This window comes from Pseudomonas sp. xss_4, from assembly GCF_043104125.1.
Classification (GTDB): domain Bacteria; phylum Pseudomonadota; class Gammaproteobacteria; order Pseudomonadales; family Pseudomonadaceae; genus Aquipseudomonas; species Aquipseudomonas parafulva_B.
The window spans coordinates 15,670-32,066 of record NZ_JBICKJ010000009.1 but is presented as its reverse complement, the minus strand read 5'-3'; the positions used below and the strand labels follow the sequence as shown (position 1 = coordinate 32,066).

General features: G+C 60.6%; 13 protein-coding genes. 7 read left to right on the top strand and 6 right to left on the bottom strand.

The genetic code is table 11. The features are described from left to right. Window positions 1-31: 31 nt before the first annotated feature. The 4 genes from sucC to ACF8GB_RS00760 all read left to right on the top strand — a co-directional run bounded on the left by sucC (window position 32) and on the right by ACF8GB_RS00760 (window position 4,790). Entirely contained in the window at window positions 32-1,198 is a 1,167-nt protein-coding gene (sucC, locus tag ACF8GB_RS00775) for an ADP-forming succinate--CoA ligase subunit beta (RefSeq protein WP_023533614.1), read from the top strand. Beyond that, the gene (gene sucD, locus ACF8GB_RS00770; protein ID WP_004376004.1) at window positions 1,198-2,082 is read left to right on the top strand and encodes a succinate--CoA ligase subunit alpha; all 885 of its coding nucleotides are present in this window, start codon (window positions 1,198-1,200) and stop codon (window positions 2,080-2,082) included. The genes sucC and sucD overlap by 1 nt, the downstream gene beginning before the upstream one ends. A 408-nt stretch (window positions 2,083-2,490) precedes the next feature. Continuing rightward, complete coding sequence (brnQ, locus tag ACF8GB_RS00765; protein WP_058639741.1) at window positions 2,491-3,804, top strand: branched-chain amino acid transport system II carrier protein; 1,314 nt, start codon at window positions 2,491-2,493, stop codon at window positions 3,802-3,804. Between the two features lie 236 nt (window positions 3,805-4,040). After that, a complete protein-coding gene (locus ACF8GB_RS00760) occupies window positions 4,041-4,790 on the top strand; it encodes a DUF599 domain-containing protein (protein WP_058602668.1) in 750 nt (249 codons plus the stop codon). A 66-nt stretch (window positions 4,791-4,856) separates the two neighbouring features. Here ACF8GB_RS00760 and ACF8GB_RS00755 read toward each other — a convergent pair whose 3' ends face one another. Further along, a complete protein-coding gene (locus ACF8GB_RS00755) occupies window positions 4,857-5,132 on the bottom strand; it encodes a hypothetical protein (RefSeq protein ID WP_058602669.1) in 276 nt (91 codons plus the stop codon). Window positions 5,133-5,565: 433 nt separating this feature from the next. Here ACF8GB_RS00755 and htpG point away from each other — a divergent pair, with 433 nt between their 5' ends. The 3 genes from htpG (at window position 5,566) to ACF8GB_RS00740 (ending at window position 9,374) form a co-directional block, all read left to right on the top strand. Further along, complete coding sequence (gene htpG / locus ACF8GB_RS00750) at window positions 5,566-7,470, top strand: molecular chaperone HtpG (protein WP_058602670.1); 1,905 nt, start codon at window positions 5,566-5,568, stop codon at window positions 7,468-7,470. A 65-nt stretch (window positions 7,471-7,535) separates the two neighbouring features. After that, window positions 7,536-8,261: a dienelactone hydrolase family protein gene (locus tag ACF8GB_RS00745; RefSeq protein ID WP_196127007.1), complete on the top strand. Its 726-nt coding sequence runs from the start codon at window positions 7,536-7,538 to the stop codon at window positions 8,259-8,261. 108 nt (window positions 8,262-8,369) lie between these two features. After that, a complete protein-coding gene (locus tag ACF8GB_RS00740) occupies window positions 8,370-9,374 on the top strand; it encodes an amidohydrolase family protein (protein ID WP_058639739.1) in 1,005 nt (334 codons plus the stop codon). 94 nt (window positions 9,375-9,468) lie between these two features. Here ACF8GB_RS00740 and fabB read toward each other — a convergent pair whose 3' ends face one another. From fabB to ACF8GB_RS00715, 5 genes are all read right to left on the bottom strand, one after another. After that, window positions 9,469-10,689, bottom strand: a complete 1,221-nt coding sequence (gene fabB, locus ACF8GB_RS00735; RefSeq protein WP_058639738.1) for a beta-ketoacyl-ACP synthase I — start codon at window positions 10,687-10,689, stop codon at window positions 9,469-9,471. An 11-nt stretch (window positions 10,690-10,700) separates the two neighbouring features. Further along, a complete protein-coding gene (gene fabA, locus ACF8GB_RS00730) occupies window positions 10,701-11,216 on the bottom strand; it encodes a 3-hydroxyacyl-[acyl-carrier-protein] dehydratase FabA (protein ID WP_023533607.1) in 516 nt (171 codons plus the stop codon). 207 nt (window positions 11,217-11,423) lie between these two features. Beyond that, entirely contained in the window at window positions 11,424-13,355 is a 1,932-nt protein-coding gene (locus ACF8GB_RS00725; RefSeq protein WP_196185411.1) for an ATP-binding protein, read from the bottom strand. Next, window positions 13,352-14,242 (bottom strand): ABC transporter substrate-binding protein, encoded by an 891-nt coding sequence (locus tag ACF8GB_RS00720; RefSeq protein WP_197844746.1) that lies wholly within the window; start codon window positions 14,240-14,242, stop codon window positions 13,352-13,354. The genes ACF8GB_RS00725 and ACF8GB_RS00720 overlap by 4 nt, the downstream gene beginning before the upstream one ends. Then, window positions 14,242-16,356 (bottom strand): TonB-dependent receptor plug domain-containing protein, encoded by a 2,115-nt coding sequence (locus tag ACF8GB_RS00715; RefSeq protein WP_392526437.1) that lies wholly within the window; start codon window positions 16,354-16,356, stop codon window positions 14,242-14,244. The genes ACF8GB_RS00720 and ACF8GB_RS00715 overlap by 1 nt, the downstream gene beginning before the upstream one ends. Window positions 16,357-16,397: the final 41 nt, after the last annotated feature.

Below are 16,397 nucleotides of genomic sequence, written 5' to 3'. Positions count from 1 at the left end.
AGCGCAGTACCTAACGAAGACGGTAAAAAGCATGAATCTTCACGAGTATCAGGGTAAGCAGCTGTTCGCTGAGTACGGCCTGCCAGTTTCCAAGGGTTTCGCGGTCGATACCCCTGAAGAAGCGGCAGAAGCCTGCGACAAGATCGGCGGGAACGAGTGGGTCGTCAAAGCCCAGGTTCACGCTGGTGGTCGCGGCAAAGCGGGCGGCGTCAAGCTGGTTCGCAGCAAGGAAGACGCCAAGGCGTTCGCTGCACAGTGGTTGGGCAAGAATCTGGTCACCTACCAGACCGATGCCAACGGTCAACCCGTCTCCAAGATTCTGGTCGAATCCTGCACCGACATCGCCAAAGAGCTGTACCTGGGCGCTGTGGTCGATCGCTCGAGCCGCCGCATCGTGTTCATGGCCTCCACCGAAGGTGGCGTGGACATCGAGAAAGTCGCTCACGACACACCTGAAAAAATCCTCAAGGCCACTATCGATCCACTGGTCGGCGCTCAGCCGTTCCAAGGTCGCGAGCTGGCGTTCCAGCTGGGTCTGGAAGGCAAGCAAGTGCAACAGTTCGCCAAGATCTTCGTGGGCCTGGCCAAGCTGTTCAAGGATCACGATCTGGCCCTGCTGGAAGTGAACCCGCTGGTGATCAAGGCCGACGGCGACCTGCACTGCCTCGATGCCAAGATCAACATCGATGCCAACGCCATGTACCGTCAGCCCAAGCTGAAAACCTTCCACGACCCGTCCCAGGACGATGCCCGTGAAGCCCACGCTGCCAAGTTCGAACTGAACTACGTTGCCCTGGAAGGCAACATCGGCTGCATGGTCAACGGTGCTGGCCTGGCCATGGGTACCATGGACATCGTCAACCTGCATGGCGGCAAGCCAGCCAACTTCCTCGACGTGGGCGGCGGTGCTACCAAGGAACGCGTTACCGAAGCGTTCAAGATCATTCTGTCCGACAGCAATGTCGCGGCCGTTCTGGTCAACATCTTCGGCGGCATCGTTCGCTGCGACATGATTGCCGAAGGCATCATCGGTGCTGTGAAGGAAGTCGGCGTGAAGGTGCCGGTCGTCGTTCGCCTTGAAGGCAACAACGCCGAACTGGGCGCTAAAGTACTGGCAGAAAGCGGTTTGAACATCATTGCTGCAACCAGCCTGACCGACGCTGCTCAACAAGTTGTCAAAGCTGCGGAGGGCAAGTAATGAGCGTCCTGATCAATAAAGACACCAAAGTCATCTGCCAGGGCTTCACCGGCTCGCAGGGTACTTTCCACTCCGAACAAGCCATCGCCTACGGCACCAAGATGGTCGGCGGCGTCACTCCAGGCAAGGGTGGCACCACCCACCTGGGCCTGCCGGTGTTCAACACCGTCAAGGAAGCCGTTGAGGCGACCGGCGCCGATGCTTCGGTCATCTACGTACCAGCGCCGTTCTGCAAGGACTCGATCCTGGAAGCAGCGTTTGGCGGCATCAAGCTGATCGTGTGCATTACCGAAGGCATTCCGACCCTGGACATGCTGGACGCCAAGGTCAAGTGCGACGAGCTGGGCGTGACCCTGATCGGCCCTAACTGCCCAGGCGTCATCACGCCGGGCGAGTGCAAGATCGGCATCATGCCGGGTCACATTCACTTGCCAGGCAAGGTCGGTATCGTGTCGCGCTCCGGCACCCTGACCTACGAAGCTGTCAAGCAGACCACCGACGCCGGCTTCGGCCAGTCGACCTGTGTCGGCATCGGCGGTGACCCGATCCCGGGCTCCAACTTCATCGACATCCTGAAGCTGTTCCAGGAAGACCCGAAGACTGAAGCGATCGTCATGATCGGTGAGATCGGCGGTTCGGCTGAAGAAGAAGCCGCAGCCTACATCAAGGCCAACGTCACCAAGCCTGTCGTTTCCTACATCGCCGGTGTTACCGCACCTGCGGGCAAGCGCATGGGCCACGCTGGCGCCATCATTTCGGGCGGCAAGGGCACTGCAGACGAGAAGTTCGCAGCCCTGCAGGACGCAGGTGTCAAAACCGTACGTTCGCTGGCTGACATCGGCAAGGCCTTGGCCGAGCTGACCGGTTGGGAAGTGAAGAAGTAATATTGCTGCACCCCCCACGCGCACAGAGGCCACCTTCGGGTGGCCTTTGTCGTATAGGGGCGCCGATTAATCTCGTGAAGATGTGCTCGTCAGGTCAGGGGGCCAAACGGATTAGGTTTTCTCGATAGCTGTGATAGGAATTTTCGTACATACACCCTGTTCAACCAGCGGATAATACCGATCGTCCCGTTCACGCAGACGACAATGACGTACGCACATCGGACAACACGCACTGTGCCAGTGCGTTTGAAGGGTAAACCGGTTAATCTACGCGACTATTTTGTGCCCGTGCCCCAAAAGGGAACGACACGCTAAACGGGTCTGGCCTACCAAGCCGGGCAGCATTTCCCTCACCCATGGGGAAATCCCCTCACGAATCCCGATTTCAGCAGTGTGGTACTACCTCAAATGAAAGTTCTCAAAGGCCAGGATATCCTGGCGCTTGGCTTTATGACGTTCGCGCTTTTCGTAGGCGCTGGCAATATCATCTTTCCGCCCATCGTCGGCCTGCAATCCGGCCCGCACGTGTGGATGGCTGCGCTGGGCTTTTTGGTCACGGCGGTGGGGCTGCCTGTGATCACCGTGGTCGCCCTGGCCAAGGTCGGCGGCGGCATGGATGCGCTGAGCAGCCCGATCGGCAAGTTCTTTGGTGGCCTGCTGGCCGCCGTTTGCTACCTGTCGGTAGGCCCCTTGTTCGCAACACCGCGTACCGCGACGGTATCGTTCGAAGTGGGTGTAGCGCCGTTGACGGGTGAAAGCCCGCTGGCGCTGTTCATCTACAGCCTGGTCTACTTCATCGTGGTGTTGGCGGTGTCGATGTACCCTGGCAAGCTGCTGGACACCGTGGGTCGGTTCCTGGCACCGCTCAAGATCATCGCGCTGGCCGTGCTTGGCATCGCGGCCTTCGCCTTGCCAGCGGGCACCATTGGAGAGGCGCAGCCTGCCTATGCTGCTGCCGCGTTCTCCAAGGGCTTCTCCGATGGCTACCTGACCATGGATACGCTCGGGGCGCTGGTATTTGGCATCGTCATCGTCAACGCCATCCGCTCGCGCGGCGTGGAGTCGCCCAAGTTGATCACTCGCTATGCCATCATTGCCGGGTTGATTGCCGGTGTTGGCCTGGCGCTGGTGTATATCAGCTTGTTCCGCCTGGGCGCCGGTAGCCACGAAATCGCGGCAGGGGCCAGCAACGGGGCGGCTGTGCTGCACGCCTATGTGCAACATACCTTCGGCTCGTTGGGCAGCGGCTTCCTGGCCGTGTTGATCGCACTGGCGTGCCTGGTGACTGCCGTGGGCTTGACCTGCGCGTGTGCCGAGTACTTCAGCCAGATCCTGCCGTTGTCCTACCGCGCGCTGGTCGTGATCCTGGCAGGCTTCTCGCTGCTGGTGTCCAACCTCGGGCTGACCAAGCTGATCATGTTCTCGATCCCTGTGCTCACCGCCATCTACCCGCCGTGCATCGTCGTGGTGGGGCTGAGCTTCGTGAACGAGCTGTGGAACTCGCCAACGCGCATCCTCGGCCCGGTGATGCTGGTCTCGTTGCTGTTCGGCATGGTAGATGCCGTCAAAGGTAGCGACATTGCCCACGTGCTCCCGGACTTCATGGCTCACTTGCCCTTGAGCGATCAGGGCCTGGCTTGGCTGGTGCCGTCGGTGGTGACCTTGGCGGGTGCAGTGGTATGCGATCGCATGCTCGGCAAGCCCCGCCAGGCCATGGCATGAGTTGCTAAGCCCAGGGTGCGGCATCGGCCACAAGCCACGAGATGCTGGACCCACTGCTTGGCACTGCAAGCCCCGCATTCGCAAGGATGCGGGGCTTTTGTTCATATGCACCTTGGCAAACGTCGCAAGCGAGCCGCCTTGGAAATTATTCGCCGGAGTTCGCGTGCCTTTTGCGGCTTGCCAGCGTCGAAAGACGGTCTTTATGCTTTCGGCACATGGCACCTACGGATCTCTGCATGAACTTCATCCTGAGCAACCTCAATAACCTCATAGCGGCATGCTGGTTCGTGCTGTGCTGGGGCGGCTATACGCGCTATGCCATCTGGAAGGGGCGGGACACCGCATGCTTGGCCAGCGTGTTGCATTTATACCGTGAAGACTGGATGCGCAGGATGCTGCTGCGTGACAACCGCATTGCCGATGCCAGCGTCATCGGCAACCTGGAACGCAACGCCTCCTTTTTCGCCTCCAGCACCCTGATCATCCTGGCGGGTATCTTGACTGTGCTGGGGGCTTCCGACCGCGCGCTGTCGTTGCTGGCGGATTTACCGCTGGTGCAGCAGGCATCCCAGGGCATGTCGGAGATCAAGTTGCTGTGCCTGGCCACGGTGTTCGTGTATGCCTTCTTCACGTTCAGCTGGTGCATGCGTCAATACAACTTCGCTGCCGTACTGGTGGGCTCGGCGCCCATGATCGGCGAGCGTCAGGTAAGCGAACTAGAGCGCAAGGCCTTTGCCTTGAGGGCGGCCAGGGTGCTGTCATTGGCGGCCAACCAATTCAACTTCGGGCTGCGCGCTTATTACTTCGGCATGGCCATGTTGAGCTGGTTTATCAACCCCTGGTTGTTCATGGCGGTAAGTGTAGGGGTTGTGCTGATCCTTTATCGCCGCGAGTTCCATTCAGACGTGCTTGACGTCATGGTGTTCACCCCCACCGAAAGTTCGACAGGCGAGTTGCACGCCCCACAGTCCACGTTGCCTAACTGAAACGATTAGTCCACGAATGACAGGCATAAAAAAACCCGACAATGTCGGGTTTTTTGTTCGGTTCGATTACTGCTTGGCAGGATCGGCCGGCGTAGTGGTGGTCGCTGGCGTGGCTGGGGCAGCCTCTTCGGCAGCCTTGCGATTGGCTTCGGCCTGGTCTTGGGCAGCTTCGGCGTTTTCCTTGGCGGCTTCGTTCATCTTGTCCTGTGCGTCACCCATCTTCTCCTGGGCTTCTTCACGGTGTTCTTGTGCGTCCTGGGCTTTGTCTTCGCTCGCTTTATCGCAAGCAGCCAGGCCCATGGCAGCAGCCAGCATCAGAGCAAAAGCAAATGGTTTACGCATGAGGGTGTCTCTCCTTGGTGGAATAAGTTGACTTGATGCTTCGAGTCGGGCCCTGCTGGATTAGTTCCACCGTCATTACGCAGATATTAAATATCTTGAAACTGAACTTCCGGCCATGGCGATTGTTTCGCACTAAGGCGGGTTAACGGCCGCGGGCAACTGCAACTCCGCCAGTATGGCAGTGCACGGCAGGTATGCACATGCACGTCTTTTCGTTGCGTCAGTATCGGCACCCGTCTGAACCTGGAAACGATACACCGCCTGCGGCAAGCAGGGCGGCCAAGCAGCTCGCCACGACCTGCTCGGATTTGAAGATCGAATCGGGCAAGCCCTTGAAATCAATTCGGCAGCCCCCATCTGCATGACATCCGCCGCCAACGCAGCCATCCATGCCGCTTGGCGACCACTGTCATCTGATCGGAGTTTGAAGAACATGAGCGTGGAGACTCAAAAAGAAACGCTGGGCTTCCAGACCGAGGTGAAGCAACTGCTGCACCTCATGATCCATTCCTTGTACTCGAACAAGGAGATCTTCCTGCGCGAACTGATCTCCAACGCCTCCGACGCCTCCGATAAGCTGCGTTTCGAGGCGCTGGCAAAGCCCGAACTGCTCGAAGGCGATGCGGACCTGAAGATTCGCCTGAGCTTCGACAAGGAGGCCGGTACGGTCACCCTCGAGGACAACGGCATCGGCATGAGCCGCGACGACGTCATCGCTCACCTGGGTACCATTGCCAAATCCGGCACTGCCGACTTCATGAAGAACCTCACCGGCGATCAGAAGAAAGACTCGCACCTGATCGGTCAGTTTGGCGTGGGCTTCTACTCGGCATTCATCGTGGCTGATCAGGTCGATGTCTACAGCCGTCGCGCGGGCCAGCCCGCCAGCGAAGGCGTGCACTGGTCGTCCAAGGGCGAGGGCGAGTTTGAAGTCGCGACCATCGACAAGCCTGAGCGCGGTACCCGCATTGTTCTGCACCTGAAAAAGGACGAGCTGGAATTCGCCGATGGCTGGCGCCTGCGCAACGTGGTCAAGAAGTACTCCGATCACATTGCCCTGCCAATTCAGTTGCCCAAGGAACAGACAGCAGCCGAAGGCGAAGAGCAGCCAGCCCAAGAGTGGGAAACCGTCAACCGTGCAAGCGCCCTGTGGACCCGTCCGCGTACCGAGATCAAGGACGAGGAATATCAGGAGTTCTACAAGCACATCGGCCATGACTTCGAAAACCCGTTGGCCTGGAGCCATAACAAGGTCGAAGGCAAGCTTGAATACAACTCGCTGCTGTACGTGCCTGCCCGCGCCCCGTTCGACCTGTACCAGCGTGAAGCGCCGCGTGGCTTGAAGCTGTACGTTCAGCGCGTGTTCATCATGGATCAGGCCGAGTCGTTCCTGCCGCTTTACCTGCGCTTCATCAAGGGTGTGGTGGATTCCAACGACTTGTCGCTGAACGTGTCGCGGGAAATCCTGCAGAAAGACCCGATCATCGATTCGATGAAGACCGCGTTGACCAAGCGCGTGCTGGACATGCTCGAAAAACTGTCCAAGAACGAGCCAGAGCAGTACAAGAGCTTCTGGAAGAACTTCGGTCAGGTGTTGAAAGAGGGCCCGGCCGAAGACTTTGCCAACAAGGAAAAGATCGCTGGCCTGTTGCGCTTCGCGTCTACCCACGACGAAAGCGGCGAGCAGAGCGTGTCGCTGGCCGACTACCTGGCCCGCGCCAAGGAAGGGCAGGACAAGATCTACTACCTCACCGGCGAGTCCTACGCGCAGGTCAAGAACAGCCCGCACCTCGAAGTCTTCCGCAAGAAAGGCATCGAAGTGTTGCTGCTGACCGACCGCATCGACGAGTGGCTGATGAGCTACCTGAACGAATTCGACGGCAAGGCGTTCGTGGATGTGGCCCGTGGCGATCTGGACCTAGGCAAACTGGATACCGAAGAAGACAAAAAGGCCCAGGAAGAAGTCGCCAAGGATAAGGAAGGCCTGGTAGAGCGCCTGAAAAGCGCATTGGGCGAAAACGTCGCCGAGGTCCGCGTCTCCCATCGCCTGACGGATTCGCCAGCCATTCTGGCCATCGGCGAGCAGGACCTGGGGCTGCAGATGCGCCAGATTCTGGAAGCCAGCGGCCAGAAAGTGCCCGATTCCAAGCCCATCTTCGAGTTCAACCCGACCCACCCGCTGATCGAGAAGCTCGATCACGAACAGAGCGAGGACCGCTTCGCCGAGCTGTCGCACATTCTGTTCGACCAGGCCGCGCTGGCAGCCGGTGACAGTCTGAAAGATCCCGCAGCCTACGTGCGTCGTCTGAACAAGCTGTTGGTCGAGTTGTCTGCTTGAATTGACGTATGGCTAAAGCCCGCTTCGGCGGGCTTTTTTCATGGTGCAGCCTTAAGGAGTACAGCATGAGCAAGGTAGTCGTCGAATCCCTGGTCCATCACCTGTCCGGCAAGACCTTCGAGAGCCGTTTGGCCTATGAGCCCGGCGCCTTGGGTCGGCCTGGCCTGGTGATGGCGCCCAACTGGATGGGCGTGACCGAAGGGGCCGAGCGCATCGCCAAGGAAGTGGCAGCGCAAGGTTATGTGGTGCTGCTCGTCGATCTCTATGGTCAGACCGTTCGCCCGGCGAATGCCGATGAGGCGGGCGCTGCAATGATGCCGCTCAAAGAAGACCGCGCCGAGTTGCGCAGGCGCATGGACGGCGCCCTTGCCCAGTTGCTGGGCCAGTCCAAGGCGCCGCTGAGCCCCGGCAAGGTGGCGACCTTCGGGTTCTGCTTCGGGGGATGCTGTGCGCTCGAACTGGCGCGCGCGGGGGCTGATCTGCGAGCAGCGATCTCCTTCCATGGCACACTGGACACACCTGATCCTGAGGATGCCAAACGCATCAAGGGCTCGGTCCTGGTGCTGCATGGCGCATCCGACCCCTTGGTGCCCCAAGAGCAGCTCCCGGCGTTCGAAAATGAAATGAACGCCGCCAAAGTCGATTGGCAACTGGTGAGCTATGGCGGTGCGGTGCATTCGTTCACTGACCCGGATGCCAACGTGCCTGGCAAGACGCAGTACGACCGGCGCACCTCCGAGCGGGCCTTCCGCGCAATGCACAACCTGCTGGCCGAGGTATTCCAGCGCTAGCGCGCACGTGACCGGAGCGATTGCCAGCGCTGCGTTGATGGCAGGGCTGGCGAACCGCACGCTGCCCTTGCAGGTCTAGTAGGTTTGCCCCTTACAAGGAAGCCAACCATGATCGCCAGAGCACTGGCCTGCGTAGCGTTGACCGCCTGGCTTGGCCCAGGTGCCGAGGCCCGTGAATACCGCTACAGCGATGCGCACCTGCATTACGTGGATTTCTTCCAGGAATCCGAAGGTATGCCGGCGCTGCTCAGGGCCATGGACGCTGCAGGCATCGATCAGTCGATGATCTCCGGCATCCCCGTTGCCAAGAAATGGCATGAAGACGAGCCCAAGCGCCCCCGCTATTACGCCGGCGACGATGCCGACGCCTATTGGTACAGTGCCACCGATACTTACGTGGCAGCGGCGCTGCAGCAGTTGTCGGGCGAACAGCGCAAGCGATTTCACCCCTTCCTGACCGGCTTCAATCCAGTAGACAAGAATGCCGTGAGCCATATCGAGCGCATGCTCGACCTTTATCCAGGCCTCTGGCAGGGTATCGGCGAGGTATTCACACGTCACGATGACCTGACGGCGTTGACCAGCGGTGAAACCCCGCGTGCCAACAACGAAGCCATGACGCGGGTCTATCACCTGGCCGCCGAGCGCGACCTGCCGGTGCTGTTGCATTCCAATATCACCTCCAAGCGCGAGCGTAACCCTTTGTACCTGGCCGAGATCGAAGAGCCCCTGCGCAATCATCCGCATACGCGCTTCATCTGGGCACACGCTGGCAGCAGCATGGAAATTCACCGGCACCAGACACAGATGGATTTTCTGCTGCCCGTGCTGACGCGATTGCTCGAAGATTACCCGAACCTGTATGTGGACCTGTCGTGGAGTGTGCTCAAGCCCTACCTGCTCGATGAGCAAGGCGTCCCACGCGAACCCTGGCTGGCGCTGGTAAAGCGGTATCCGACGCGGTTCATGCTGGGCTCGGATGTGGTCGGCCGCTTCGATAGCCTGGGGAAGGAGATGGACAGTTTCAGGTCATTTCTGGATGCCTTGCCCGAGGACGTGGCCAGGCGCGTGGCCAAGGACAACTTCCTGGCTGTACTGCCCAAGGGGAAATGACACAGGTCCCGTCGTGCCCCATGGGATCTTTTTTACAACGTAAATGAAAACGCCCCGAACCAGTCGGGGCGTTTTCTATTGGCGCGTCAGCGAATCACTTGCCTTCCCAGCGCTTGAGCACCAGGGTGGCGTTGGTGCCGCCGAAACCGAAGCTGTTGCTCATGACCGTATCGATCTTGGCATTTTCTTCGGTCTTGCGCAGGATTGGCAAGTCAGCGACCGCCGGGTCCAGTTCGTCGATGTTGGCCGAGCCGGCGATGAAGTTGTTCTCCATCATCAGCAGGCAGTAGATCGCCTCGTGTACACCGGCAGCCCCCAGGGAGTGACCGGACAAGCTCTTGGTCGAGCTGATCTTCGGTGCATTTTCGCCGAACACTTCACGAACGCCCTTCATTTCGGCAACGTCGCCCACTGGGGTAGAGGTGCCGTGGGTGTTCAGGTAGTCGATCGGGGTATCGACGGTCGACAGCGCCTGCTGCATGCAGCGGATGGCGCCTTCGCCGCTTGGGGCGACCATGTCATAGCCGTCGGAGGTGGCGCCATAGCCGACGATCTCGGCGTAAATCTTGGCGCCACGGGCCAGCGCATGTTCCAGCTCTTCGACCACCACCATGCCACCGCCACCGGCGATGACGAAGCCATCGCGGTCTGCGTCATAGGCACGCGAGGCCAGTTCCGGGGTTTCGTTGCGCTTGGTCGACAGGGCGCCCATGGCATCGAACAGGAACGACTGGCTCCAGTGCTCTTCTTCACCGCCGCCGGCGAACACGATGTCCTGCTTTCCCCACTGGATCTGCTCCAGTGCAGTACCAATGCAGTGGGCCGATGTAGCGCAGGCAGAAGAGATCGAGTAGTTGATGCCCTTGATCTTGAACGGCGTCGCCAGGCACGCCGAAACAGTGCTGCCCATGGTGCGAGTTACCCGGTAGGGGCCTACACGTTTGACGCCTTTTTCGCGCAGGGTATCCAGCGCTTCCATCTGGTTCAGGGTCGATGCACCACCGGAGCCGGCAACCAGGCCGGTACGCGGGCTGGAGACCTGCTCTTCGGTCAGGCCGGAGTCCTTGATGGCGTCCTGCATCGCCAGATAGGCGTAGGCAGCCGCATGCCCGACGAAACGGAAGACCTTGCGGTCGATCAGTTCCTCGAGATTGAGGTCGATGGAGCCGGAAACCTGGCTACGCAGCCCCATTTCCTTGTATTCCGGGTTGTAACGAATACCCGGACGGCTGTTGCGCAGGTTTTCGGTGACGGTAGCTTTGTCATTGCCCAGGCACGACACGATGCCCAGACCAGTGATAACGACGCGGCGCATGCGAATAACCCTTAGAAGTTGTCAGTGGAGGTGAACACGCCGACCCGCAGGCCTTCGGCGGTGTAGATCTCGCGGCCATCGACACTGACCGAACCATCGGCGATGGCCATGTTCAGCTTGCCTTTGAGCACGCGCTTGATGTGAATGTTGTAGGTGACGTTCTTGGCGGTGGGCAGCACCTGACCGAAGAACTTCACTTCACCGGAACCCAGTGCACGACCGCGGCCCGGCAGGCCTTGCCAGCCCAGGAAAAAGCCGACCAGCTGCCACATGGCATCGAGGCCCAGGCACCCTGGCATCACGGGGTCGCCTTCGAAATGGCAGGCAAAAAACCAAAGATCAGGATTGATGTCCAGCTCGGCGACCAATTCACCTTTGCCGTACTTGCCGCCTTCTTCACTGATGTGGGTGATGCGATCGACCATCAGCATGTTCGGCGCGGGCAGTTGCGCATTACCTGGGCCGAACAGCTCACCGCGACTGCAGCGCAGCAGGTCTTCCCGAGTAAAGGCGTGTTGTTTGGTCATGCGAGCTCCTCAATAACCCCCTGCGGCAGGGGATGAATCTTCCCGGCCGGCCCGTCACGCATCGCGAGCGGGTCGGCAGCCTACAGGTAGACTATTGCGTTGTAGTGAAAGTCACAGCGCACCTGTCGAAAGAAGTACAGGTGTGCACTGAAATGTCTATTTTCAGGTCCGAAAGGAGTCCTGTCCAGTGTTTAAGACTGCCGCACTTTAGCATTTATCGCCAGTCGCGGTTGCCTGTCCTGGCAGCCAGCGCGCCAGCACCTGCTGCAATTCACTGCGGCGCAGGGGTTTGCTCAGGTAGTCATCCATCCCTGCGGCAATACACCGTTCGCGGTCACCCTGCAACGCATTGGCGGTCAGGGCGATGATCGGTACGTGCGCGCCGTTTGTCAGCAGGCGCAATTGACGCGTGGCCTCGTAACCGTCCATGTAGGGCAGGCCACAGTCCATGAAAACGGCGGCGAAATGCTGCAGCCTGACCTGCTCCACGGCCTGCTGACCGTCATCGGCCGTGCTCACCTCAACGCCCAGGCTGCGCAACATGGCCTCGGTGACGTTCTGGTTGACGGCATTGTCTTCGACCAGCAATACCCTGGTGGGTTCGGTCCAGGCAAGCTGGCCGGGCGGCGCAACGTGGCGGGCCCGGCGCGTCAATGCTGGCAATGCCAGGGGCATCTCCAGCGTAAAGGTCGAGCCATGGCCTTCGAGGCTCTGGCCATGCAGGTGCCCACCCATGCGTTCGGCCAGGGTGCGCGCGATGGACAGGCCCAAGCCGGTGCCGCCGTAGCGACGGGAAATCGAGCTGTCGGCCTGCTGGAACGCGACGAACATCATCTCCAGGCGATCGTTGTCGATGCCGATACCCGTGTCCTGCACGCTGCAGGTCAGCCAGATGCGCTGCTCATCCATCACCTGCCAACGGGCCTCGACCCGCACCTGCCCCTGTTCGGTGAACTTCAGGGCATTACCGATCAGGTTCAGGAGAATCTGCCGGATCCGGGTAGGGTCGCCGTTCACCTGCAACTGGGCGGTGTTCTCGGCCAGGCTCAAGTCCAGCGTCAGCCCTTGTTGCTGCGCTGCATGCTGGAATGACTGGACGCAGTGGGTGATGAGCTCGCCGAGGTTGAAGTCGATGTGCTCGAGCTGCAAGGCCGCCCGTTCAATCCGCGAGAAATCGAGGATGTCATTGATGACCCGCAGCAGATGCCCCGTCGACTCGCTCGCCACTGCGGTGTATTCGGCCTGCTCGCTGCTCATCGAGGTGGTTTCGAGCAATTGCAGCATGCCCAGTACACCGTTGAGCGGTGTGCGCAGCTCGTGGCTCATCATGGCCAGGAAATCGGACTTGGCGCGGTTGGCCTGCTCGGCCTCTTCGCGAGCCTGGATCAGCTCGGCAATGGCTGTCTTCTGCTCGGTACTGGCCTGCTCCAGCGCGCGGGCCAGATTATTGATGTGCCGGGCCAGATGCCCCAGCTCGCTGTCGTCCACCACTGGAACGGGCGTATCGTAGTGACCCTGCTGGATGGCCTTGACGGCATGGCCCATGTCGCTGATGGGTTTGGCCAGGCTCAGGGCCAGGCGGCGAGCCAGCAAGAAGGTGAACAGCAGTGCGAACAACGCCAGCACGGCGGCCTTGATCACGATCTCCTGCTGACGCTGACTGAACGCATCGTCCGACATGCCGACGATGACCCGCCCCAGGTAGTCATCGCCAATAGCCGGGGCAGCCGCCAGGCCTTCCTGGAGGAAATCGCTTTCGAGTCGAATCTGTTGCAGACGAATCGGCGCCTGAAACACCTCCACCTGCTGGGCGCGGTTGGTGCTTTCGTCAGACTGCTCGACGTACACCAAAATATGGTTGCGGCTGTCCTGCACCTCCAGAAACCGCACGTGGGGAATGCTCAGGGTGGCGCGCATCAGGCCTTCGAGCACTTCATTGTTGCCTGAGATGACTCCGTATTCGGACGCGGGCGCAAGCTGGTTGGCAATCAATTGGCCGGTGTGGTTGAGCTCCTGACGCAAATCCTGGATGCGCACGAACGTGAAGAAGCTGATCAAAAGCAGCGTCAGCAGCAGCGCCGGGCCTAGGCTGATGATCTGTGTGCGCGTATGAATGTCCCAGTTCAGGCCCTTGGTCATGGGGTGCGCTCTCCAGCAGCCAGGGCTTGGGCAGCGGCATCGGGATCAATGGGCTCCAGGCCCAGCGCCCGTGCCACCTGCTGATTGCCGCTGACCCCGAAATGAGCTGGGTAGAGGCTGCGGGGCCAGCGCGCAGGCGATTGCCCGAGCAAGCTGTCGAGCACGCTCAGCCAATCTTGCTGGTCGCTGTAGGTGCTGGCCAGTGCGCCGGCTCGAACGAACCCGGCATTGGGTCCGATCAAGGCCATTTGACGGCCGTAACTGCTGAGCAACAGGTTTTTTGCTGTCTTGGAATTGTACAGGTCCGGATCATCGAGCCCGAGCAGCACGTCACTGCTGCCCAGAAGGTATTGCAAGGGGCGGCTGTCACGCGGGTCGGGCCAAGCCTGTGCCACGATCTCCAGGCCAAGCGGTTGCGCGGCACGGCGCAGCTCATCCAGCAGAAACCCACTGTGCTCACCGTACAGCACCCCGATGCGCCTGGCTTGCGGCAACAGGTAGCGGGTCAAGCGCAGTTGCCGATCCAGCGGCGGGTCGCTCCACAGCAAGGTGAGAAACCCGGGGCGTGACTTTCCCAGGCGCTGTTCCACCTGCACCCGGCTGACCCTCATGGCCAGTGCCGGTGGCCCGGCGGTTTGCGACAGGCGCCATTGCAGTGCCTCATCGTCCAGCAACACCAAGCGCAGGTCCAGGTCAAGCCGGCCCGGCGCAGGCAGCTCGCTGGCAGCCTGGAAATGCACGTGGTCATTGGGGCGTCGACTTTCCAGGGCAGCGATGAAGCTGCGGATGCCCGGCTGGTCCTGGGCGCCGACCAGCAGGATTTCGCTAGCGGACAACTGTCCCAATGGCCACAGCCATAGCACCAACAGGCGCAGCAACCGAACCATCAGAACTCCAGCTCCGCGCTCAGGCTCAGCCGATGCCGGCTGTCGTAGCGGTTCTGCACGGCCGTGGTGGGCTCATCATCCAGGCGTTGCTGCCACAGGGCTGCCAGTTCCAGGGTGCTCTCGTACACGCGCCAGCGCTTGGCCACGCGCAGGTCCAGGCGTTCGTAGCGGTACTGATTAAGGGCATCGTCTCCATAATAGAAAGCACCACTGGACCAGCCGTGGCCCCAGTCCCTCATCCAGCCGACTGAGCCGCTGTTGCTGGCGCTGAGGTTGCGGTCGGCAGGATTGCTGGCCCAGGCGTCGACATGGGCGAAGGTCAACCGCAGCCGGTCGCGCAGGGTAGGGCGCCAATCGAATTGGGCCTCGCTGCCGCTGAAGCGCGCGCGGTTCGCATTGCTGGCGATGTACTGGTTGTTCTTGAGCGGCTCGCTGATCATGCCGGTGATCTCATCAAAGAACACCTTCAGGTCCATGCTCAGGTCCAGATCGCTGAAGTAGCCGTTGTAGCCCAGCTCACGCGAGCGCATGTGCTCCTGCTCCAGGTCACCAGGGCCGCGGGTCTTGACGAAGTATTCGCCATGCTGCTGGCCAAAGGCGTAGGGCATCAGGTTCTTGACGGTGTAGCTCCAGTTGACGTTGTTTTCGAACATGTCAGGCGAACGTACCGCCTCGGAATAGACGGCGCGCAGGCCATGGCGCGGAGTGATCAGGTAATTGACCGCCAACCGTGGGGTAAGCGAGCTGCCAGAGAGCCGCGAATCCTCGAACATGGCGCCGCCCTGCACGATCCAGTGCTCGTCGGCTCGCCACTCCAGTTGCCCGAAAAGCCGCCAGGTCTGATCGTCCACGCTGCCATTGAAGTAGGTCTGCGAGTCGGCACGATCATAGCGATAGTTCATGCCGCTGAGCAGGCGCAGGCTGTCGGTCAGGCTGTAGGTGTCCTGGATTTCCAGGTCATAGCGGGTTTCACGCGTGCTCTGGTCGACATCGCCGCACACCACGTCACTGCCGCCCTGGTTGTTCCACTGCTCCTTGATCGCATCGACCAGGGCCTGCTCCTGAGGGTTGCTGCTAGGGGGCGGGTTGTTCGCGCCGCGGGCTACCCGTTCGGCGTAATTGGGGTTCATTTGCCAGAGGCGGGTGAGTTCAGGGCTGAAGGACAACGCCGCGTCGCAGGCCCGCCACACTTGCTGGCGGTCGAAGTGCTGCGCCGAACCCTGGACGTACAGGCTGTGTTCAGCGGCAAAGTCGATGTTCCAGCGCACCGAGCCTGCATAGTCCATGGACTTGACGTCGGCATCCTTGCCGCGCTGGGTCACGAACGGGAACACTGGCTGGTAGGTATAGGGCCGCTGGTTGGTGCCTTCCTTGGCGGCCAGTTGCCAGTCCAGTGTCTGGTCCTGCGCCAGGGCATGGCTGGCGCTCAGGTTCAAACGTGTGGCGCGGCGGCTGTCACGGTAGTGCTGGCCGAACTGGTCATGGTCGAACCCATCATCTTGCAGGCCCGAGATGGACAGACGCATATCGCCGTTGTCCCAGCCAAAGCCCTGGCTGGCATAGAAGTCGTCGGTGCCGTTTTGCCCGCGCGTGACTTTCAGGCGCGTGCCGTGGCTGTCGGCAGGATTGCGGGTGAGGATGTTCACCACACCCATCAAGGCATTGGCGCCATAGCTGACCGTGTTCGGCCCTCTGAACACCTCGATTCGGTCGATGTCTTCCAGCGCCAGCGGGATATCGCTCCAGTCTACCGTCGCCAGCCCGGCCCGATACACCGAGCGGCCGTCGATCAGCACCTGCATGCGGCGCGCTTCGTTGACGTTGCTGCCGTGGTAATTGACGGTCGGTTGATTGCCAGCCAAATAGCCCACCATCATCCCTGGCACGAGCCTGAGCAGCTCGGGGATGTCACGCGCGCCGCTGGCCCGGATCAAGGCGCCGTCGAGCACGGTCATGCTCCCTGGCACCGCAGCCGGGGATTGTTTGAGGCGGGTTGCAGTCAAAACCTGTGGCAGGTCGCTGTTGTCGATGAACAAGTCATCTGCCAGCGCAGGTGCACCGAGCAGGGCGGTCAACAGCAACAGCCGCGGGTAGGGAGGCGAGCCAGGGAGCACGGAGCGGCCTTGTATCGTGGGTAAGCCGGCATGGTAAATGA